Origin of the sequence: Bathymodiolus japonicus methanotrophic gill symbiont, assembly GCF_019721995.1 — a bacterium.
Taxonomy (GTDB): Bacteria; Pseudomonadota; Gammaproteobacteria; order Methylococcales; family Methylomonadaceae; genus Methyloprofundus.
The window spans coordinates 1-22,651 of the sequence record NZ_BLYC01000047.1 but is presented as its reverse complement, the minus strand read 5'-3'; the positions used below and the strand labels follow the sequence as shown (position 1 = coordinate 22,651).

Annotated in this window: 13 protein-coding genes and 3 pseudogenes; 6 read left to right on the top strand and 10 right to left on the bottom strand. The window is 38.3% G+C overall.

From position 1 onward, the window contains the following. Window positions 1-60: 60 nt before the first annotated feature. A pseudogene (locus K6984_RS26170) lies at window positions 61-1,712 on the top strand (type I restriction-modification system subunit M). Between the two features lie 13 nt (window positions 1,713-1,725). Here K6984_RS26170 and K6984_RS26165 read toward each other — a convergent pair. Next, window positions 1,726-2,007 (bottom strand): hypothetical protein, encoded by a 282-nt coding sequence (locus tag K6984_RS26165; protein WP_221898077.1) that lies wholly within the window; start codon window positions 2,005-2,007, stop codon window positions 1,726-1,728. Window positions 2,008-2,019: 12 nt separating this feature from the next. Between K6984_RS26165 and K6984_RS26160 the strand changes: the two genes are divergently transcribed. Next, window positions 2,020-2,229: a hypothetical protein gene (locus K6984_RS26160; RefSeq protein WP_221898076.1), complete on the top strand. Its 210-nt coding sequence runs from the start codon at window positions 2,020-2,022 to the stop codon at window positions 2,227-2,229. 239 nt (window positions 2,230-2,468) lie between these two features. Here K6984_RS26160 and K6984_RS26155 read toward each other — a convergent pair whose 3' ends face one another. Further along, a complete protein-coding gene (locus tag K6984_RS26155) occupies window positions 2,469-3,635 on the bottom strand; it encodes an IS3 family transposase (RefSeq protein ID WP_087870166.1) in 1,167 nt (388 codons plus the stop codon). A 51-nt stretch (window positions 3,636-3,686) separates the two neighbouring features. On the opposite strand from K6984_RS26155, the gene K6984_RS26150 reads away from it, so the two are divergent. Then, window positions 3,687-4,139, top strand: coding sequence for a hypothetical protein (locus K6984_RS26150; RefSeq protein WP_221898075.1), 453 nt, complete (start codon window positions 3,687-3,689; stop codon window positions 4,137-4,139). A 128-nt stretch (window positions 4,140-4,267) separates the two neighbouring features. Here the strand turns inward: K6984_RS26150 and K6984_RS26145 are convergent, their stop codons facing one another. From K6984_RS26145 to K6984_RS26130, 5 genes and pseudogenes are all read right to left on the bottom strand, one after another. Beyond that, window positions 4,268-7,366, bottom strand: coding sequence for a type I restriction endonuclease subunit R (locus K6984_RS26145; RefSeq protein ID WP_221898074.1), 3,099 nt, complete (start codon window positions 7,364-7,366; stop codon window positions 4,268-4,270). Next, window positions 7,363-7,536, bottom strand: a pseudogene (locus K6984_RS36680) (restriction endonuclease subunit S); the annotation flags it as partial. The gene K6984_RS26145 and the pseudogene K6984_RS36680, both read right to left, overlap by 4 nt. Before the next feature lie 79 nt (window positions 7,537-7,615). After that, complete coding sequence (locus K6984_RS26140; RefSeq protein WP_420831720.1) at window positions 7,616-8,635, bottom strand: restriction endonuclease subunit S; 1,020 nt, start codon at window positions 8,633-8,635, stop codon at window positions 7,616-7,618. After that, window positions 8,632-10,177, bottom strand: a pseudogene (locus K6984_RS26135) (type I restriction-modification system subunit M). Before K6984_RS26135 ends, K6984_RS26140 begins: the two are co-directional and overlap by 4 nt. A 1,711-nt stretch (window positions 10,178-11,888) precedes the next feature. Beyond that, window positions 11,889-12,383 carry a DUF4238 domain-containing protein gene (locus K6984_RS26130; protein ID WP_221898073.1) on the bottom strand — a complete coding sequence of 165 codons (495 nt, stop codon included), beginning with the start codon at window positions 12,381-12,383 and terminating at the stop codon, window positions 11,889-11,891. 88 nt (window positions 12,384-12,471) lie between these two features. Between K6984_RS26130 and K6984_RS26125 the strand changes: the two genes are divergently transcribed. Then, the gene (locus K6984_RS26125) at window positions 12,472-13,638 is read left to right on the top strand and encodes an IS3 family transposase (protein ID WP_087870166.1); all 1,167 of its coding nucleotides are present in this window, start codon (window positions 12,472-12,474) and stop codon (window positions 13,636-13,638) included. Window positions 13,639-13,952: 314 nt separating this feature from the next. Here the strand turns inward: K6984_RS26125 and K6984_RS26120 are convergent, their stop codons facing one another. Then, window positions 13,953-14,123, bottom strand: a complete 171-nt coding sequence (locus K6984_RS26120; RefSeq protein WP_221898072.1) for a hypothetical protein — start codon at window positions 14,121-14,123, stop codon at window positions 13,953-13,955. Between the two features lie 12 nt (window positions 14,124-14,135). Between K6984_RS26120 and K6984_RS26115 the strand changes: the two genes are divergently transcribed. Then, the gene (locus K6984_RS26115) at window positions 14,136-14,279 is read left to right on the top strand and encodes a hypothetical protein (protein ID WP_221896175.1); all 144 of its coding nucleotides are present in this window, start codon (window positions 14,136-14,138) and stop codon (window positions 14,277-14,279) included. Window positions 14,280-14,611: 332 nt separating this feature from the next. On the opposite strand, the gene K6984_RS26110 is transcribed toward K6984_RS26115, so the two are convergent. Both K6984_RS26110 and K6984_RS26105 read right to left on the bottom strand, forming a co-directional pair. Beyond that, window positions 14,612-16,072: a pentapeptide repeat-containing protein gene (locus tag K6984_RS26110; RefSeq protein ID WP_221898071.1), complete on the bottom strand. Its 1,461-nt coding sequence runs from the start codon at window positions 16,070-16,072 to the stop codon at window positions 14,612-14,614. 1,218 nt (window positions 16,073-17,290) lie between these two features. After that, on the bottom strand, window positions 17,291-18,217 hold the full coding sequence (locus K6984_RS26105; RefSeq protein ID WP_230988297.1) for an SEL1-like repeat protein: 927 nt from the start codon (window positions 18,215-18,217) through the stop codon (window positions 17,291-17,293). Between the two features lie 740 nt (window positions 18,218-18,957). On the opposite strand from K6984_RS26105, the gene K6984_RS26100 reads away from it, so the two are divergent. Then, entirely contained in the window at window positions 18,958-21,093 is a 2,136-nt protein-coding gene (locus K6984_RS26100; protein ID WP_221898070.1) for a toprim domain-containing protein, read from the top strand. Window positions 21,094-22,651: the final 1,558 nt, after the last annotated feature.

The following is a 22,651-nucleotide window of genomic DNA, read 5'->3' as shown; positions in this document are numbered from 1 at the left end:
GTTTAATCCTGAACTATTCCCTAAGCAAACAGATAAAAACATAGAAGAGTCAACCTAACCATGACAGAAGAACAACACAAAGAGCTGGGTAGAACCCTTTGGGGTATTGCCGACCAATTACGTGGCGCAATGAATGCGGATGACTTTCGGGATTATATGTTGTCGTTTTTGTTTTTACGGTATTTGTCAGATAACTACGAGTTTGCAGCCAACAGAGAATTAGGCGCTGATTATCCTAAGCTTGAAGAAATGGATAAGCGTGCCCCCCTGGCTGTGTGGTATGAGAAAAATACAGAGGATATTGCCGAGTTTGAAAAGCAAATGCGCCGTAAAGTGCATTATGTGATTAAGTCAGAATACCTGTGGAGCAGCAGCGCAGAGTTAGCTAGAACACAAGATGCTGACTTGCTTGTTACCCTACAGAATGGTTTTAAATACATTGAAAACGAATCCTTTGGAGATAATTTCCAAGGCTTGTTTTCAGAGATTAATTTAAATTCTGAAAAGCTGGGTAAAAATCACGAAGACCGGAATGCTAAACTCTGCAATATCATTTCAAAAATTGCAGAAGGCATTGCTGATTTTTCAACCGATAGTGATGTATTGGGTGATGCCTATGAATACCTGATTGGTGAGTTTGCGGCAGGCTCTGGAAAAAAAGCGGGTGAGTTTTATACGCCGCAACAATTATCCAATATCTTGTCTGAAATCGTCACCCTTGATAGCCAAGAGCCAACCACAGGCAAAAAGAAAAAATTAAATAAGGTGCTCGATTTTGCCTGTGGTTCAGGTTCGTTATTGTTAAACGTACGCCATAAGTTAGGCGCTAACGGTATTGGTAAAATATACGGGCAAGAGTCTAACATTACGACGTATAACTTAGCCCGTATGAACATGTTGCTGCATGGGGTTAAGGATTCTGAATTTGAAATCTATCATGGTGATTCACTGATCAATGATTGGAGCCTTCTTAATGAAATGAACCCTGCTAAAAAGTTAAAGGTAGATGCTGTCGTAGCAAATCCTCCTTTTAGTTACCGTTGGGAACCTAATGAGGCGTTAAGCGAAGATTTTCGCTTCAAAAGCCATGGTTGTCCTAAAATCGGCCGCTGATTTGCTTTTGTATTACATGGCTTTAGCTTTTTAAGGACGAAGGGCACGATGGCCATTATATGCCTCACGGCTGTATTTCGTGGTGGTGCAGAAAGAGACCGCATTCGTACGTAAGCACTTAACAGCGGCCATATCAGAGAGAGTACTGTTAGTGGTTGGACCTGGCCAATCTATTTTTTCTAACTGGGGAGTCTGTATGTATTTGGTGCCTAAAAAAAATGCAAAAAGCCGATGATGTGTGGTTTATATCAGCAGTGAATATATGGAATAAAGTGCAAACGGCATAACGATGAGAGTGATGGTAAAAGTGGCGAGCCAAATGATATTAAAAAATAGTCCGAATGTTATACAATTCAGAAACTGAAGAAGTCGAGATATTCACTTTTGTTTTTTTGGTGTGAAACATGCGTGAAATTGAAAATAAATGATTTCAACCGAATTATTGTTCACGTTATGTTAGTACGGTCAAAGCCAGAGCCTAGACATCGACCTAAAAGAAGTTCACAATGATTTAACATCCTTAGAAGAGAAGGTTTTGACAGCACACCAAAACGCATAATACATTTCTCGAGGAACTAGGATTGCCAGCTTTACCCTAGATAAATACATAGTCTACAAGGTGCTAGATGGCATTTTCTCGTTCGTGTCGCAAAAGATACGTATTTGTGTAAACCTGGTTATGAACCTGTTTTTTATTCTTCGCCCAGGGGGTAAGTAACTTTTTTTATCGTATCTGGAATTTTCTATCTTGGACGCGCCTGACGCTGTCAGCCCCGGACGGGCTGATAGTCTCCAGAAGGCGCAGGGAAATTTGCCAATCCGAAGTGCGCGATAGCGCGCGAGGGAGGCTAAAATTTTATCCCGAATAGCCGTAGAGCCATTTGTGGTAGCCATGACTGAGCTGCTTTGTGCTCAGTCTGTGGCGGACGCAGGGCGGCTGAAGCATCTCCTGTTCGCTGCGTAGGTGAACGAATTACGGCGACAGGAGTCCCGGAATTTCGTGAGGTAGCATGGTGCGCCTGTGTTTTTACACTTGAATCCGAGTACTCTAAAAAGGATAACGCCCAGTACACATGGGGAGCCAGCTCTTCGCTAAGGCGTTTATATCGCTTTTAAGGCACTTTAACAGCTAGCCCCTGCTATACACACCAATTAAGGGTTTTGTGGGTCTTTAAGAGGCATACATGCCCGCCAATAAGCGATTGACTAATTGTGGGTATGTGGTTTGTTATAGCTGTTACAGAAAACAAAGATTAAACGGTAAACCATTTCAAAATAAAGAGTTGGCTTATTGCAACAAGTATAGCACCCCAAAGAGTCAAGACAGATTTTTCAACAATCCTTATTCCATATTCCTAAGCCGCTTCATTCTGCTGTTCATTAGCTAAAATACTTTCTCTATATACATTCATTGGTTTTTTATAGTCCAGGGTTTCATGAAACCGTTGATGATTATAAAACTCAATATAGTCATCAACATCTTCTATTAACGCTCTAATTGAACCATATTCATTTAAATAAATACGCTCACATTTTGCACTTCGCCAAAACCGTTCAATACAAATATTATCCGTTGCTCGTCCTTTTCCATCCATAGAAATAGTAATGCCTTTGTTTTTTAGTCGTTGGGTATGAATTTCACTGGTGTATTGACTGCCTTGATCCGTATTAAAAATTTCAGGTGTTCCGTAGAGAGAAAGCGCTTCATCTAATACATCCATAACTAAAAAAGAATCCATTGTGTTTGATATTTTATGGGCGAGCACTGCTTTTGAGTGCCAATCAATAATCGCCGCTAAATAAACCATCCCTTCTTTGGTTTTAATATAGGTTATATCTGTACTCCAAACTTGGTTAGCGTGTGATATATCAAGATCTCTAAGCTTATAAGTATATTTTTTATGTTCTTTTATGGGGATCGTTGTATTGACTTGTTTTACCGCTAATACGGCTTTCAAGCCCATCTGCTGCCGATAACTCGCCACCGTGTTTAAACTGACTTTAAAACCACCTTCAAGCAACTGCTGGTGTACTTTAGCCGCACCATAAATAGGGATGTCTTTAAAAATGTGATTAATCTGAGTTTTGATCTCTTCTTTCTTTTTATTCTCTCTTTTTTTGTAATAGAGATTGCTTCTATTTAATCCTAATAATGCACACTGCTGTGTTAGAGGTAGAGTGTTAAGCTTGGGCTCAATCAACTGTTTTCTATCAGATGAGTCCAAGCTTTTTAGCTTTTTTTCGAGCCACTCCTTTTCAACCGTCATTTTTCCTACGATTTTTGTGAGCATCTCATTTTGTTCTTGAGCTGCTAATAGATCCTCTTTGTAATCTTTAACGGCTTTGGAGGGCTCCATTGCTATTTCTGCATTGTCTAAGAATATTTTTTTCCAGTTTTGTAGGTTCTTAGGTGTGATGTTATTTGCACTGGCAATTTCTTGCAGTGTTTTTTCATTCTTTAAAACTTCTAATACCAACTTGCTTTTAAATTCAGCACTGTAGACCGTTCTTTTTCTGCTCATTTTAATACTCCAATTTTTTACAAATAGTAACTAATTTGGAATAAGATTGCTTTGATTTCTTGTCTGGATTTGCTGGGGGATTATAGAATAACAATTACGGGTGATAAAGTGGCATTAGTAACAATGACAGAGGCCTCACGATTAATCGAAAAATCGAAGCAGACTTTATACCGACATGTCTCATCTGGTAGGGTATCGAGGAATAGTGATGGTTTTCTTGATACTGCGGAATTAATCCGTGTGTACGGTGAACTGAAACAAAATACAACGTCAAAGGTTACAAAAACATCCGTGCCAGTGGTGCAGGTTGAGAGGTCTCATATAGAATGGCTTGAGAAACAGGTCGATGGGCTTAGGGAGGATATAAAACAAGTTAGAGAAGATTCCCTAGCTCGTGAAATTCGATTAATGGCATTACTTGAACATAAAATTGATACGATACAAAGCGAAACATCATCAGATAAACCAGTTATTAGAGGGGTGTTCTCAAAGTTATTTAAGTGATGTATTGTGTGTCACAATGAAGGGTATCATCTAGCATAGGACGTAGATACCCTGTATCTGCAATACAGAAATTATTTAATCATGTGAGTGACGCTATTACTTTGCGTTACCACATTACAATACCTGTATTAAATCTTTCCACCCACGCCTTTAAATTTCTCAATAAAGTCGGCAATCTTTTGAAACACACTTTGTTTCTTAGTTAAGTATTGTGGATTAAGCGGACTCATTTTAGGCAGAATTGCATTTAGATCAGTGCCATTTTCACTGGCATATTCTCGTTTTAACGATGCTGTTATATAGCGCTTAGCCGCTTCTTCATTCAGGCTTTCGGCACTAATTAATTCTCTTGCTTCACGTTGTTGTTCAGTTTGGGCAAAGGTAAAGAAAGCATCAATAATACTGGCTTTATCGGGGATATTATCTAAATTGGTTTGATTAATAAAATCCACAACCAAACTTTCTTTCGCTCGATTACCAAGGCTGGCGCGAATTAAACGCCTCGCTTCCTCAAGTAAAGTAGTCTTATCTTTCGTTTTCTTATTATGCTCAAAAATCAATTCTAGGATGTAATCCAAGTTAATCTCTTGCGATTTAAGCAGATCGACTTCAAAAATCACATCATCCCAATCAATATTGGAACTCTCTTGGTCGTTTGCTGATTTTTCGCGACGCAACCAATCGCGAATATCGTTATACGTTGAACGATAATCTTGAATAGTGCGTTCGGCAGGTACCTTAATAGCTTGCATAGAGCTTAAATCATCATCGCTTAAATGGTGCTTGTTTTTAAACGTCTCTACGGCACTGAGGTCATCGGAGTCTAAATCTTGCAGGGATTTTAATCCTGAAAATTCATCATAGTTTTGCAGTATGTTTTCAACGCGTAAATATTCACCAAATAACGTAGTAAACGCTTTCTTATCTTTTTCTTTAACAATTGCATCAGGATCAGGGAAGCGTTGCGCCAATTCCTCCACCAGCTCTAAATAACCGCGTCGTGCATCACCTGTTGCCACATCGGTAAAACCTTCCATATATTCTTTATAGCTTTTTTCTAGCACCACATTTTTAGTGTTTTTATCACCAAAGAGGGTAATAGCATCCACAGTGGCTTGTTCTAAATCGCGGAAGGTGACGATATTTCCAAAGGTCTTAGTGGTATCATAAATACGGTTAGTGCGCGAAAAGGCTTGTATTAAACCGTGATAGCGAAGATTTTTATCCACGAACAAGGTGTTTAACGTAGGCGCATCAAAACCGGTTAAAAACATACCCACGACAATCAGCAAATCAATTTCTTGATTCTTTACCCGTTTCGCAAGGTCGCGGTAATAGTTTTGAAAGCCACTGCTATCAACGCCATAATTAGTTTTAAAGGTCGCGTTATAATTAGCGATTGCTTCACTTAAAAACTCTTTAGCGCTGCTATCCATTGCACTGATTTCAAAACCTTCATCAGCAATACCTCCTACTGCATTTTGTTCTTCATTTGCTGCAAAAGAGAAGATGGTGGCAATGTTAAGCGGGATATTGCTCTCTTTCTGTAAATTTTTAAATGATTCATAGTACACCTTGGCAGCATCGACACTGCTTACTGCAAACATCGCATTAAAACCTTTACCGCCTGCTTGTTGGCGATGTGTTTTTTGTTTGAAGTTATTTAAAATGTACTGAGAAATCTCATCAATACGGTTTGGGTGTAGTAAAGCGTGTTTATTTTCTGCCGCCGTGAGTTTCTTCTCGTCTTGTTCCGCTTCAATCGACTTAAACTGTGGGCGTACATCGTTATAATCCACCTTAAATTTCAACACTTTTTCATCACGAATAGCATCCGTAATCACATAAGAATGTAATTCACGACCAAATACATTGCCAGTGGTTTCTGCTCCCAAGGCATTTTCAGGAAAAATAGGCGTACCAGTAAAGCCAAATTGATAGAATTTTTTAAACTTTTTCTTTAGATTCTTTTGTGCTTCACCGAATTGCGAACGGTGAGCTTCATCAAAAATAAACACCACTTGCTTACTGTAAATAGGCAAGTCGCCTTCACCTTTCATTAAGTTGTTTAACTTTTGAATGGTGGTAACAATAATTTTATTGTCTTCTTTATCAAGGTTACGCTTTAGCCCTGCGGTATTCTCTGAACCATTAACGCTATCGGGTGAAAAACGTTGGTATTCTTTCATGGTTTGAAAATCTAAATCTTTACGATCCACCACAAAAAATACTTTATCAATAAAATCCAGCTCAGTCGCTAAACGTGCCGCTTTAAAGCTGGTTAAGGTTTTACCTGAGCCGGTGGTATGCCAGATATAGCCACCACTATCAGGCGTACCCCATTTTTTCGCTTGATAGGCGCTGTTTATTTTCCAAAGAATTCGTTCGGTCGCAGCAATTTGATAAGGGCGCATCGCTAACAAGGTATCGTTCACATCAAACACAGAATAATGTAGCAACACATTTAACAAGGTCTGTTTTTGAAAAAAAGTAGCGGTGAAATCTTTTAAATCTTTAATCAATTCGTTATTTGATTTTGCCCAATTCATGGTGAAATCAAAGCTATTTTTATTACGCTGGGTGGTATTGGCGAAATAGCGACTATCTGTACCGTTAGAAATCACGAATATCTGTAAATACTTAAACAGTGAGTTGTCAGCGTTTAAACTTTCTTTGCTGTAACGGTGAACTTGATTAAAGGCCTCACGAATAGCGATACCGCGTTTTTTTAGCTCTATTTGTACCAAAGGTAGCCCATTGACCAAAACCGTCACATCGTAGCGATTAGCCTGCGTACCTGCTTGTTCGAACTGCTTAATAACTTGTACTTTATTGCGTGCAATGTTTTTTTTATCTAATAGGTATATGTTTTGGATATTCCCATCATCAAACACAAAGTCATAGATAAAATCGTCATGTATTTTACGTGTTTTATCAATGCTATTATCACTAGGCTTATCTAAATATTGCTCAACAAAGCGCAGCCATTCCTCATCTAAAAACTGTACTTTATTTAGCGTTTGCAACTGCCTGCGAACATTCGCCAGCATTTTTTCAGGGTTGTTTAAACCGGGAATATACTCATATCCTTGGTTTTTTAAATCCGTAATAAATTCACGCTCTAAATCGGACTCGCTTTGATAAGATTCATTAACTTGCGAACACTTGGTGTATTTATCCAAGATGATAAAATTATTTGATTCAGCAATGGCTTTATAATCGGTCATACCGTTGTTTCAGATTTTGGAAAGCTCAACAGTAAATCGCGATAATATTCATATTGCTGTTGGCGCAATTTAATTTCACGTGGCAAGCCTTCAGAGAGTGAGTGCGTTAAGGCATCAAATTTATCTAAAATGATGACGATCCGGGATTGTTCGGCTAGGGGTGGGATGGGGGATCTTGATTATTCCAGTATCTGTATCTTTGCAACGTGGATTTTGCATTGCCTGTTCTAAAATGCCATCAATCATATTTCAAGAAGTAATATACATACTTGATGTTGATACGTCATCTTTTGAGTAATATGACCACATTTCATTTTTATGAGAAAAGGGTTTTTCATAATATTCGAACTCAATAAAGCCGCGAGATTTAACGATAATTGAAGACTCCCTGTTTATATTTTTTGCAGGTATATCTTCGAAATCTACAAACGCGATAGTCTTGCCTCCAGCAAAAACCTTTAGAGGGGCACCATCTTTATGTAATGCCTTCATCTGACCAGCTGTGATATTCGTGCCTTTAGTACGAACAAGAACTTCCCCCAACGCCTTCCATTCCACTGCCCCGTCTTCAAAGGTTAAGAGTTTGTCGCGATAGTAGTTGTATTGTTTTTTCCGTGCTGTAAGTTCAGCTGTAAGTTCAGCTGTAAGTTCAGCTGTATGCGTAGTGAATGTGTCCAAGATGCGAACGATTTCAGATTGTATTGCAAGCGACCTTCCCGGGGTATCAGGACATGGGAGGGGGATTTTTATTTTTTTAAAACGTGCTTTGGATATGTTGAATCGAGTCACTCCGTTAGCAGTTCTCGAAATTTTTGTACGCATAAAACTACTGCGAAATAAGTACTTTGAGAAATCAGGAATAAAACGAATATCGTCATTAAATCTAATTCCGAACGAAAAACTATTCAGGTAAACATCGTCTTTTTGCTCTATTGTAACTGCTGACGACATACCAGCTTCTTCAGCATTTTCAGACGAGCCAGTGAATAACACATCGCCATATTGAACAGAGTTTTGTTTTTCGGAAGCGGAGACACTGACAAGTTCAAGACTGTCAAAGTCAACATCTATGTTAAAGAAAATGTTTTTATATGGGACATAACGAGCATTACCACTTTCAAAATCATTTTTGCTTTTTCCCCTTAGACCTCCATAAATTTCCGCTATGTCCTCCAACGCTTTCCACTCCACATCACACTCACACAGCAGTTTCCCCATAAACTCCAATGGATGCGTGCCTGTGTCCATCGCTGTTTTTATCTCGATCATGCTTCTATCTCCGCGACGATTTTATCTATTTCTCTTCGTAAGGTGTCGATCTTGGTAACGGTGTCTTTTAGTTCTGCATTCAGTTGGGTAATATCAATTTTTTCGCGAGTGTCTTCTGGCTCGACATAGGCACTAACCGATAGATTATAGTCATTGTCGGCTATAACATTGTGTTCTACCGATTGAGCGAAATAGTCGGTATTATTTTTATCATCAAACGAATCTACAATTTGCTTGATATGTTCTTCGGTGAGCGTATTAGTATTGGTTTCTTTTTTAAACAATCCACTGGCATCAATAAACTGGGTTGTGTTCTCAGTTTTATGTTTGGAAAGCACTAAGATGTTAACCGCAATTGTGGTGCCAAAAAACAGGTTGGGTGCTAAAGAAATAACGGTTTCTACATAGTTGTTATCGACTAGATATTTACGGATCTTTTGCTCGGCTCCACCACGATAAAAAAGCCCCGGAAAGCAAACAATCGCCGCACGGCCTTTGCTGGATAAATAATTTAAGGAATGCAATACAAAAGCAAAATCAGCTTTGGATTTTGGGGCTAATACGCCTGCAGGCGCAAAACGTTCATCGTTAATCAGCGTGGGGTCTCCGCTGCCAACCCATTTTACTGAGTAGGGAGGGTTAGAGACAATGGCATCAAAGGGTTTGTCATCACTAAATTTCGGCTCAGTTAGAGTATTACCCAACATCATATTAAACTTGTCGTAGTTAATGTTGTGCAAGAACATATTCATACGCGCTAGGTTATAGGTGGTGTGGTTTATTTCTTGACCAAAAAAACCGTCTTCAATAATATGCGCATCAAAGTGTTTTTTTGCTTGTAATAATAAGGATCCAGAACCTGCGGCAGGGTCATAAATTTTATTGACCGTTGTTTGCTTGTGCATCGCCAGTTGAGCAATCAACTTGGCCACGCATTGTGGCGTGAAAAATTCACCCCCTGATTTACCTGCATTAGCGGCATAGTTAGAAATTAAAAATTCGTAGGCATCGCCAAATAAATCTATTTGGTTGTCTTGGAACTTACCAAACCCTAGCCCCTTAACACCATTCAGTACGGCAGCTAAGCGACTGTTCTTATCGGCAACAGTATTACCCAAACGATTACTGGTCGTGTCAAAATCAGCGAACAAGCCTTTGATGTCAGGTTCAGAAGGGTAGCTATTGGCTGAACTTTCAATAGCGGAAAATATCGTGGCTAAATCGGTGTTTAGGTTATCGTTAGTATTGGCATTATCGGCTATGTTGGTAAACAGTTGGCTGGGGTAGATGAAATACCCTTTGGTTTTAATTGCATCGTCTTTGATTGCTGCAATGAGTGTATCATCATCGGAAAAAGCATCGTAATGAACACTACCATCACCAGCTTCAATGTAGCTGGCAAAGTTTTCACTTATAAACCGATAGAACAAAGCACCTAATACGTACTGCTTAAAATCCCAACCATCGACTGATCCCACGAACCTCATTCGCAATTTTCCAAATTTGGCTTTGTAGTTCGCTACGTTGTTGCGTACTTGTCATTGTGATATTCCTATTAAAATATGGCTAAGAAAGATAAGTATTATAAAGGGCGTAGATGCGCTAGAAGGCCGAGTAAATAGCATCGCTACTGTGGTTGAGTCCTGTGCAAACTTTACCCATCTATAGGGCTTGTAGGCGCTTTAAGGCTTGAAAAATATGTATTGTATGTTTACTATCCATCGCAGACAGCCATGGATTTGTCGGAATCTGATCGACTAGCTTTTAATACTCTCTAGCCTTTTTATCGAAAAAGAAAAAATAACGGCCATGAGTGCAAAGAATTCGAGGATAATTATCGTTATTTTAGGAATAAAACGAAAGGAAAAAAATCAATTACCGCCCAATAAATCAGTTTAACTAATTGTATTTATTAGTTAATTTATGATTTTGTTTTAGGTTAATGACACGGATACTGAAAGGCACTGTTTATAAAAAACAACGCTACCTATTCCATTATTAGCCAATAAAGGTAGTATTTAAGGCATAAAAAAACCTCCACACACATTGTATGTAGAGGTTTTTAAAGGTTGTAATAAGTGATAGAAACACTTATTACGGCTTGAAAGTAAGAAACAGACTCTTGCAATCAAACGAACGTTAATTATATCTTAATTATCTTCTCATTTGTAAGCAATTCTGGTTTTTCTTCTCTTCTTTCAAGCCCAGCCCCTATTTTGGATTAGATGATATTGGAATAGGTCAGGACAGAGCTACCGATCAAGGGTATGTAGAGGTAGTCAGTAAGATCATATTTGTATAAAGTAGAAGTCGCGGGTTTATACCGTCTCACCTGCGGGAATTGAATTTTATAGTGCAAATATGCTGCGTAGCTGTACAGGGGGATATATTTATATATATTCTATAGCGCAGGGGCAGGGCGGAGGTAAAAGGGGCTTAAAAACTCGATTATTCTGTTTATTCTCTCTCGAAAGAGCTAAAAAATCATTAGCATTTTGAGTGGGAAAGATAAACAGGTAAAACCTTACTCTTTGTGATGTCTATGCAAGATGTAGCCCTGCACGCTTATTCTTTCCATGCTTTCTTTTATCCTTACAAATTATCATTGTTTATTATTGATGCGCGGAGCGCGGTTTAAGAGAAACCATATTGCTGTGCTTGATAGTGATTGTGGAGAATGTGTTGGCTAGTGTTGGTAAGGTGTGGGTAACGTCTTTTCGTTATCCATGCTTTATCAATACGCCCCGTAGGGAGTCAATACATTCTCCACATGAACGGTATAACGCAAAATGTGCACAATGCGCCCTACGAGCATTTCAAAGCCTTTTGCCCACACATGCCAAGATTACGTTTCCAGTGCCGTTTACTGAAATAATATCTACCGCTTAAAATCCTGGAAACGGAGCTTAGCGAAGTGGTGATTTTTAGTCCCTGATAGGCGACAGGGCAATTCGCTGATTCGACGTGTGCTAGCAGCTATACCGCTATATTGTTGACTTCTATCTTGAGCAGTGTGGTTGGATCTTCGGTAAGTTGTGGGTTAATAAGGGTAAATCCTGAAATATGCTTTTAACGCGGGTTTTAACGTCCATTTTGTGGGGGGGGGGCTGCATATCTCTATAAACCCCAGCCATCCCCAACCCTGCTAGGCATAAGATGATAGGATGTAAAATTCATAAAAATGAGTGTATTTTTATTTTGGCGAAGGTATTGGAATAACCAGGTTCTATATGGCTTTCAGGAAAGTAATAGCTTAAAGAATACAACCAACAATACTCTCAAGATGTTCTTTAGTAGACCCAAAAACATGGTTTCTAGCTTTTTTCGCCATATAGATATTGATTTCCTTAATGAATTTTCGGTCATTCAATAAATGGAAGTTTTTTTTATTCCCTTTACCGTAAAGAACTAGAAGCATGTTTGATGCTAATGGAAAATATATTTCTGTGGCTTCCTCCCTAATATCTTCAAGCCCGGATGGATTAAATCGTACAAATGGTGTGTCAGTAGTTATAAATTTAGTACTTTTTGTAAAAAAAATTACTTGATTCTTTGCACCTAATATAGGTGCAACATCGCATTCTTGATTCGACCCTAAACGTCCGATCACGCTTAATGCCTCTTTGTCTGCTATCACACCTTCTACTTCCTTGAATATTTCTTTAGTTTTCTTACGAACTGTCTCTACAAGTTCTGGGTTCCGTCTAATCTGCCAAATCATGAATTCTATAATTTTTTCAAGAATCACATCTATAATCCCCCAGCAAATCCAGACAAGAAATCAAAGCAATCTTATTCCAAATTAGTTACTATTTGTAAAAAATTGGAGTATTAAAATGAGCAGAAAAAGAACGGTCTACAGTGCTGAATTTAAAAGCAAGTTGGTATTAGAAGTTTTAAAGAATGAAAAAACACTGCAAGAAATTGCCAGTGCAAATAACATCACACCTAAGAACCTACAAAACTGGAAAAAAATATTCTTAGACAATGCAGAAATAGCAATGGAGCCCTCCAAAGCCGTTAAAGATTACAAAGAGGATCTATTAGCAGCTCAAGAACAAAATGAGATGCTCACAAAAATCGTAGGAAAAATGACGGTTGAAAAGGAGTGGCTCGAAAAAAAGCTAAAAAGCTTGGACTCATCTGATAGAAAACAGTTGATTGAGCCCAAGCTTAACACTCTACCTCTAACACAGCAGTGTGCATTATTAGGATTAAATAGAAGCAATCTCTATTACAAAAAAAGAGAGAATAAAAAGAAAGAAGAGATCAAAACTCAGATTAATCACATTTTTAAAGACATCCCTATTTATGGTGCGGCTAAAGTACACCAGCAGTTGCTTGAAGGTGGTTTTAAAGTCAGTTTAAACACGGTGGCGAGTTATCGGCAGCAGATGGGCTTGAAAGCCGTATTAGCGGTAAAACAAGTCAATACAACGATCCCCATAAAAGAACATAAAAAATATACTTATAAGCTTAGAGATCTTGATATATCACACGCTAACCAAGTTTGGAGTACAGATATAACCTATATTAAAACCAAAGAAGGGATGGTTTATTTAGCGGCGATTATTGATTGGCACTCAAAAGCAGTGCTCGCCCATAAAATATCAAACACAATGGATTCTTTTTTAGTTATGGATGTATTAGATGAAGCGCTTTCTCTCTACGGAACACCTGAAATTTTTAATACGGATCAAGGCAGTCAATACACCAGTGAAATTCATACCCAACGACTAAAAAACAAAGGCATTACTATTTCTATGGATGGAAAAGGACGAGCAACGGATAATATTTGTATTGAACGGTTTTGGCGAAGTGCAAAATGTGAGCGTATTTATTTAAATGAATATGGTTCAATTAGAGCGTTAATAGAAGATGTTGATGACTATATTGAGTTTTATAATCATCAACGGTTTCATGAAACCCTGGACTATAAAAAACCAATGAATGTATATAGAGAAAGTATTTTAGCTAATGAACAGCAGAATGAAGCGGCTTAGGAATATGGAATAAGGATTGTTGAAAAATCTGTCTTGACTCTTTGGGGTGCTATACCTTTCAATTGTAAAGCGATGAAGATAAAACACAGAAATGTAATGTTGCTTCTTTCTTTCTGGCATTTTTTTGTTTTTCTATACTGGATGCGGGGAGTCGCTATTTTTTTCGAAATCTTGTTTTGGGCATCCCAGCCCAAGTAAGCTTCAATTAAACCACACATTATAAACCCCTTAAAAAAGGGCAAGATAATACCTCCAATTAACTCCAGAGGTATTTATGAGTCCGTCTCAAACGCTGAAAATCAGGGAAACGGAGCCTAAGCGGAGTGATGATTTTTAGTCCTGGTAGGTGACAGGGCAATTCGCTGATTCCAGGCGCGCCATGCTACCTCACGAAATTCCGGGACTCCTGTCGCCGTAATTCGTTCACCTACGCAGCGAATAGGAGATGCTCCAGCCGCCCTGCGTCCGCCACAGACTGAGCACAAAGCAGCTCAGTCATGGCTACCACAAATGGCTCTACGGCTATTCGGGATAAAATTTTAGCCTCCCTCGCGCGCTATCGCGCACTTCGGATTGGCAAATTTCCCTGCGCCTTCTGGAGACTATCAGCCCGTCCGGGGCTGACAGCGGACGTGTGCTAGCAGCACGCGAGAGGAGCAAGAATTGCATTCCGAATAGCCGTCAATCCATGTGTGGGAGCCTTAACGGAGCAGGTTTTTGTTGCGTAGTTGAGGCGGACGCGGGGCGGACCAGGGCATCTCCCTGTTTTTACTTACATATACAAACTATAAACGAACGTTTGTAATTTGTATAACCAAATGAAAAGGTGACATCCCTCCATGCTACTTCACGAAATCCCAGGACTCCTTCGCCGTAATTCGTTCACCTACGCAGCGAATAGGCGATTATCCAGACGCCTTCTCTTGATATAGGAGAGGTTCATGTTGTCTCTACCTCTGATAAAAATCCGTATTCAGAGTCGGAAACGGTTACGAAATCCTAAGCCTATTAAAAACAAAAACAAAAAAGACAGCACGCCTTGAATAAGGCTTAATGAATAGATCACGTCCGGTATTTGTTGTGGTTCGCATGGAAATAACTTATCAAGAATACCAATTGTGACGCTACGTCCGGCAGGGACAAATGAAAATACCTGAGATACAGAATACAAGAGCCCATAACAGAAAGGAAAATAATCTAAGCTAGACTCATAAGCATAAATAAACGCACAGAGAAAAGTTAGTCCAAGAAGATAGAGCGCTGGACGTATAATACTCTGACCATAGATACATACTACATCAAAAAATTTGTCCAAATATCTATGAAGTATTTCACCTAAACATATACGAAGTTTTTTACGCTTAGTATTCTGATTCTTAATCTTATCCTGTTTGTCTCGCATTCTGATATCGCGTTTGGCTCGCATTTCGATAACATGAAAACCCAGTGCCTGTTGGTAGCTTTTATTAGCCTCTGCAAGTTCTTTTAGGCGACATAAACGTTCTCCATCACTTTTATCAAAATCACCCTTCGGAGGATAATTATCCGATATTTCCATCCTATCTAGAGACACTTGATTGGTTAACTTTGTATTGGTTAAATCCGGTATGCAGTTAAATGTATTGTCTGAAATATCCAAAGATTTATCAAAACTGCTATGACGTAAAGAGAATTTTGACAATGTCTTTGTTTCAGTCATTGACTGAAACGAGACATACCCTTTAAATTCACAGTGCTCAAAATTTAGTGTCCCATTACCGAACTTAGCCCCCTTGAATTCAAGATCGCCATTGCCGAACTTAGCGTGACTGAATTCCACATCGCCATCTCCGAACTGCGCTCCATTGAATTCCACATAGCCATCTCCGAACTGCGCGCGATTAAATTTCACAGCGCCTTTGCCAAACTTAGCCTCAAAAAAGCATATATCGCCATCGCCAAACTGGACACTATTGAATTCTACAGAGCACTCTCCAAACTCGGCCTCATTAAATGACACACTCCCTTTGCCCAAGAATTTGGCCTTAAAGAAATTCACAATCCCTTTGCCCAAGAATTTGGCCTTAAAGAAATTCACATCGCCATCGCCAAAATTAACATTACCAAAATACACATCACCCTTGCCGAAATTGGCAATCCTAAAATCCACATTTCCTTCGCCGAACTGGGCGCCGCTGAAATCCACGTATCCTTCCCCAAACTTCACCCCCTTAAAGTTAACGTTACCTTTCTTTGGAAACAGATACCCTGAGAAGTTAAATCCCCCTTTTCCTTTCCTATGCGTTGAAAAATCGACACCTGAAAAATCCACCTCCGTATCATCACCATGTTTTTCAACATAAGCGTTCCATCTTTCTTTACCTGCTAAGAACTCGTCAATGGCTTCTTCATCCTCGCCAGATATAGTCTTTCGATCTTTATAGTTGATCACCATAGTTAATCGTCCTATTTTTGTTTTTCACGTTCGCATACAAGTAAGTTTAGCCCCTGTAACGCCCACAAGTCGCATTTTTCAAATTTTGCGATATACCCGTTCATGTGGGGAATATATTGACTCCCTACGGGGCGTATTGATAAAGCATGGGTAACGAAAAGACGTTACCCACACCTTACCAACACTAGCCAACACATTCCCCACAATCACTATCAAGCACAGCAATATGGTTTCTCTTAAACCGCGCTCCGCGCATCAATAATAAGCAATGATAATTTGTAAGAATAAAAAGATAAGAAAGAAGCCCAGACGCGAAGAGCAAGTGTGGGCAAGAACACCCATTAAACACATAGGTTGTAAGGTTTTACCTGTTTATCTTTCCCACTCAAAATGCTAACGATTTTTTTAGCTATTTCGAGTGAGAGGTTATAAATCCTAATTGATAAAACATTTTTTGTAATTAGAATGCGGGTCAAACTGTTGTTTTTTTTGTGTTGGTTTGTAGGCGTAAAAAAGGGATAAAAAGTATTGTTTAGAGATTTCTGAGGTATGGCTAGAGAGGTAGTCCGGGTGTGCTTGTATGGAGTATGAGATAATGAAAAAAATGCCCCTTGATGCTTTCAGTTCAAAGGGCATTCTTGCACCATGCGCAAAGGGTTCAGACCTTTCACATGGACTTTGAAATATCATTTCATCATTGGTAAAACAAAAAGACAATACCAGTCCTTTTGAGTAATTATCTTATCACGGGCCAGGTTATATTAAAACGTTTTACCATGATGAAACCGTTACAAACGGTAAGTCATTTTATGGAAATATCAATAAAAAATAAAGCTCAAAATATTAACCAGTCATCACTCGCTATTCCAGCTATTGCAGAAACCCCTCCAGCCGCTCCTCTATCGGTCAATATTCTAGATAAGGCAGTCCTGTACTAAAAAAGAGCTGAAGAAACAACCACGCCGCGCCAATTCGTCGAAAGACCAATGCGTCCTTACGGTGTATTATTTTATGTCTTATACTCGATGTTCAAGTTTTTTAACTGATTGATTTTATTGATAATTTTACTGACAAAGAAAGCATCAACATCATTGTAAATCAATCACTTATAAAACAAAGCCGGAAAAATTTACTTTTCTTAGCCCAGTTATAGCTGAAAACTTGAACATCGAGTTATATGTTATGAGGCGTAAGTTGTGAGGAAGATTAAAAAAGTTGTTATTTATGGCTTTTAATCCACTCTCGAGATAATTCTTGTGCCTCATTTATTTGCTCTGCTGTTAATTTTTTTTCCATAAGCTCCCTAAGTTTAATTGCTCCTTTACTACCATTGTATGATGAAACATTAGCGTACATATATGCTTGCCTATAATCTTTAATAACACCGAGGCCATTCGAATACATTACCCCTAGATTGTGTTGTGCAGATGAATCCCCTTGCTCTGCTGACTTTGTAAACCACTTGACTGCCTGTTTGTAATCTTTAATAACGCCTTCGCCTTCGGCATACATTACCCCTAGATTGAATTGTGCAGATGAATACCCTTGCTCTGCTGACTTGGCATACCACTTGACTGCCTGTTTGTAATCTTTAATAACGCCTTCGCCTTCGGCATACATTACCCCTAGATTGAATTGTGCAGATGAATACCCTTGCTCTGCTGACTTGGCATACCACTTGACTGCCTGTTTGTAATCTTTAATAACACCGCGGCCATTCGCATACATTACCCCTAGATTGAATTGTGCAGATGAATACCCTTGCTCTGCTGACTTTGTAAACCACTTGACTGCCTGTTTGTAATCTTTAATAACACCGCGGCCTTCGTGATACATACTCCCTAGATTGGATTGTGCCTGAGCAACCCCTTGCTCTGCTGACTTGGCATACCACTTGACTGCCTGTTTGTAATCTTTAATAACACCGCGGCCTTCGTGATACATACTCCCTAGATTGGATTGTGCCTGAGCAACCCCTTGCTCTGCTGACTTGGCATACCACTTGGCTGCCTGTTTGTAATCTTTAATAACACCGCGGCCTTCGTGATACATTATCCCTAGATTGTATTGTGATGCAGCACTCCCTTCTTCCGCTTTTATCCTGAGGTCAGTTATGAAATCAGGATCTTGTGGTTTAGCTCCCATCTTATCCGTTGTCTTTGTGTTGTTTGCTGAGACTGAGGTGTAACTCGTTAAAACCAATGGTAAGGATGCGATGAATAGAACAAGTAATATTAGTTTGTATTTTTTCATAATTAAATATGGGAATATCATGCAAATCCATGGTTAGCAAGAGCGCAAAAACAAACTTATTTCGTTAGAGTTAAGTTTTATTATTTATCACTCGATGTTCAAGTTTTCAGCTATAACTGGGCTAAGAAAAGTAAATTTTTCCGGCTTTGTTTTATAAGTGATTGATTTACAATGATGTTGATGCTTTCTTTGTCAGTAAAATTATCAATAAAATCAATCAGTTAAAAAACTTGAACATCGAGTATCAAGCTATTGATAACTAACGGATATATATGTTGTGAAATTAAAATAACGACTGATATGTTAATTGTGTTAAATCATGTTGACTTACGATGGTATCATGTGAGTAATATTGATTGGTTACAATTAAATCAACTATTTTAAATGCAAAAAAAACACCGATTTAAATTAATAAATCGATGTTTTTTTTAATCTTTTTAATTCTACATACCTTTAACTGATGCTTGGCGGTTTCTCTTAAAGATACATTTTAAACAAACAGGACAATTAGTAGAACTAATTAGCCATTAACTTCTAATTAAGTGATAAATAAATCAATTAGAAGTTAAATTCTATCTTGTATAGACCTTTATGGATAGATTAGGACTAAAAATTGTTTTGTCAGGAATAACATGGCAAACTTCAAAAACAAATCAAACCTACGTTTATCACCAAGTAAGCAAAACATCCACAGTCTTTATAATGCTTATGATGACATCAATAAACACCGCAATGCCTGCCTTGATTCACTGCTTAATTACGGGCTAGTTCTTGATATCGTCATTCTTGACGGTAAGTTCAGGAATGCACCAATACTAGGCCGTACCCCAAAGAAAAAATCAGGGTGGTATGTTGGTCAGGAAATCACAATATCAAACAATCAAACCATCATATTAGCTACCTATGGCGATTTTCGAGAGGGAGTTAATCATACCTTCAACAGCTATTCAAAAAACACCGGGCTAACAAAATATGATAAAGAAAAATACCAACAAGCCTTAACGGCTAATCAAAAGCTCGTCGATGCAGAAAAAGCCAAAATGCACGCTAATGCAGCTATCGCCGCTAAAGATGAGTTTAATAAACTATCTAATACAGGTAATAGTGATTATTTGGTGAATAAGCAAGTAGAGGGGATTGGCGTTAAGTATGGCCGTAGATTCATCGCAGTACCTATTCACGGTATAGATAACGATCTTCGCGGCATTCAAAAGATTTTCAACGATGGCAGCAAACGCTTTACAACTGGAGCTAAAATAAAAGGTGGCTTTCATCTATTAGGTAAAATTAACCCAAATGGAGCAATCCACTTTGCAGAAGGGTATTCAACAGCCGCAACCGCTCACCAAGCCATCAATCAGGCCACTGTGGTTTGTTTTAACGCAGGAAACCTATCCCCCGTTATTGCTGAGTTTAGAAAAAAATACCCTGATAATAAATTCGTTATTTGTGCGGATAATGACCAGTTTGGCGAGGTCAATACAGGATTGGTTAAAGCAACAGAAGCCGCGGCGAAACACACTTGTTCAATTGCATTACCAGTATTCAAAGACCTATCAAGCAAGCCAACTGATTTTAACGACCTACAGTTATTGGGCGGTGATGTTGCTGGTCAGCTAAACATCGCAAAACCACAAGAACCATGGGTGTTTAATGATAAATTAACATTGATTCAAAATATTGATCGCATCCCTCTGCCAGCACCAGACAACGCGATCAATTCAATCATGGCAAGGTCAGTACTAGAACACCCAAAAACCCCTTATAACTTCACTATTGATACACTAGAGAGGCGCGTAGGAAAGCTATCTAAAAGTAATAGTAACTGGCTAAATACACTACTAAAAAGAAAAGATGAGGACACACGAAAGTTTCACACAATAGTGGACTATAACTTGCCTGAATTCGATATTAATCAGCCTAATGCTGCAGAAATACTTTCAACAAGTAAAGGTATTTATATTGATTCTAGGCCAATGGGGTCAGGTAAAACACTGTTCACTGCAGAACTATTAAAATACCTGAAAACGCATAATAAAACATTCGGATATACAGCACATAGACGGTCCATTATTACAGCAACAGCTGAACGACTCGAGATAGAACATTACAATGATATTTCACCCTATGACCTTATACAAGACTTAGCCGCCTGCATTAATAGCGCGTTACAACGTAAACATTTATTAAACTTCTTTCGTCAGTGTGAGTGCATTGTACTTGATGAATTTAAGCAAATTATTGAGCATATTACATTAGGAACTTTTGACAATAGATCAGAGGGGTTCGACCTTTTAATGGATATTATAAAAAACATTCCTGTGGTGTATGTTGCTGATGCTGATATGAACGACCGTACTATGGATATACTGAACAGCTTAAACCGCCCAATGTTTCATATCAAAGGAGACGAACGTAAACCCACAACTAAAATAGAACACACAACACGAAAAATAGCTAAAAGTGAATTTCTTAATCACGTTAAAAAGGGTGATCGCGGTATATTCCAGTGTGACGGAGTAGCAACCGCTAAAACTGCGTTTAAAGATGCTAATAGCTTGGCGCCAGAAGGCTATAAAGCATTGTTAATTCATCAGGAAAATCAGCATAATAAAGAACAATCAGCGTACCTAAAATCACCTAATGTATTTGGTAAGAAGTACGATCTAATAATTTTAACCCCCATTGTATCAAGTGGTTTTTCTATCGAGCTTGATTATGATTTTCATATTGGTATCTTTAGCGGGGTTCTGTCGCAAAAAGTGTAAAAACCGACTATATCTTAGTTTTATGAGGCTAATGAATAATATTTCATACAGAATAAAACACCGATCATCCTATCGTTAAAATTTCGGCAGATAAGTTGTAAAGTCATATGCCACCTGGCATACAGGTTAATAAGTCCTTAAGAAATACCGCCATTTTAAACTGAACATGTGAATCTTATTTGGATGAGATTAAGCCTTATAATAGTGGCATTCGGTTTTTTTGCGACAGAACCGTATATATGGGAGTTATCGTACACATCCATATCAAAGTCTATAATTTAAATATGACACATTGATATGAATTAAGGTGATATGATGGTTTTCAACTATCCTTTTGTGTACAACCATTTCTATTGTTGTTAATGCCGTGTACCTCTTGATACACAGGCCTTAAGAACATCATCATGTACGACCTATAAACATTTACACGCAAACAATTATATTTATAATCTAAGGGCGAAGAAGAGGCTCTTCTCGTGGCATTAGTGGTCTGATTTTGGTTCACTATCCATCGCAGACAGCCATGGATTTGTCGGAATCTGATCGACTAGCTTTTAATACTCTCTAGCCTTTTTATCGAAAAAGAAAAAATAACGGCCATGAGTGCAAAGAATTCGAGGATAATTATCGTTATTTTAGGAATAAAACGAAAGGAAAAAAATCAATTACCGCCCAATAAATCAGTTTAACTAATTGTATTTATTAGTTAATTTATGATTTTGTTTTAGGTTAATGACACGGATACTGAAAGGCACTGTTTATAAAAAACAACGCTACCTATTCCATTATTAGCCAATAAAGGTAGTATTTAAGGCATAAAAAAACCTCCACACACATTGTATGTAGAGGTTTTTAAAGGTTGTAATAAGTGATAGAAACACTTATTACGGCTTGAAAGTAAGAAACAGACTCTTGCAATCAAACGAACGTTAATTATATCTTAATTATCTTCTCATTTGTAAGCAATTCTGGTTTTTCTTCTCTTCTTTCAAGCCCAGCCCCTATTTTGGATTAGATGATATTGGAATAGGTCAGGACAGAGCTACCGATCAAGGGTATGTAGAGGTAGTCAGTAAGATCATATTTGTATAAAGTAGAAGTCGCGGGTTTATACCGTCTCACCTGCGGGAATTGAATTTTATAGTGCAAATATGCTGCGTAGCTGTACAGGGGGATATATTTATATATATTCTATAGCGCAGGGGCAGGGCGGAGGTAAAAGGGGCTTAAAAACTCGATTATTCTGTTTATTCTCTCTCGAAAGAGCTAAAAAATCATTAGCATTTTGAGTGGGAAAGATAAACAGGTAAAACCTTGCTATTTATGTGTTTAATAGGTGTTCTTGCGGTTCTGTCGCAATAATTATCAAAAAGCGTAGTCCTCTTAGTACAATAAGTACTGGTTGTACTTGTTTTAATATAAAATATATTTATAGTGTTTTTGTGTGTATTAATACATGTTATTTTTTTTATGTATTTATTAAAGGTATTGTAATTTATTTAAGCATGGGTTATATTGTGTTCAATGTTTTTATTATATGTATGAGAACCAATAAAAA

Excerpts from the sequence above, each read along its gene's own strand:
- K6984_RS26155 (WP_087870166.1), bottom strand. The coding sequence starts at position 3,635 with ATGAGCAGAAAAAGAACGGTCTACAGTGCTGAATTTAAAAGCAAGTTG.
- K6984_RS26125 (WP_087870166.1), top strand. The coding sequence starts at position 12,472 with ATGAGCAGAAAAAGAACGGTCTACAGTGCTGAATTTAAAAGCAAGTTG.
- K6984_RS26140 (WP_420831720.1), bottom strand. The coding sequence starts at position 8,635 with ATGATCGAGATAAAAACAGCGATGGACACAGGCACGCATCCATTGGAG.
- K6984_RS26145 (WP_221898074.1), bottom strand. The coding sequence starts at position 7,366 with ATGACCGATTATAAAGCCATTGCTGAATCAAATAATTTTATCATCTTG.
- K6984_RS26100 (WP_221898070.1), top strand. The coding sequence starts at position 18,958 with ATGGCAAACTTCAAAAACAAATCAAACCTACGTTTATCACCAAGTAAG.
- K6984_RS26165 (WP_221898077.1), bottom strand. The coding sequence starts at position 2,007 with ATGGCTACCACAAATGGCTCTACGGCTATTCGGGATAAAATTTTAGCC.
- K6984_RS26110 (WP_221898071.1), bottom strand. The coding sequence starts at position 16,072 with ATGGTGATCAACTATAAAGATCGAAAGACTATATCTGGCGAGGATGAA.
- K6984_RS26105 (WP_230988297.1), bottom strand. The coding sequence starts at position 18,217 with ATGGGAGCTAAACCACAAGATCCTGATTTCATAACTGACCTCAGGATA.
- K6984_RS26115 (WP_221896175.1), top strand. The coding sequence starts at position 14,136 with ATGGCTACCACAAATGGCTCTACGGCTATTCGGGATAAAATTTTAGCC.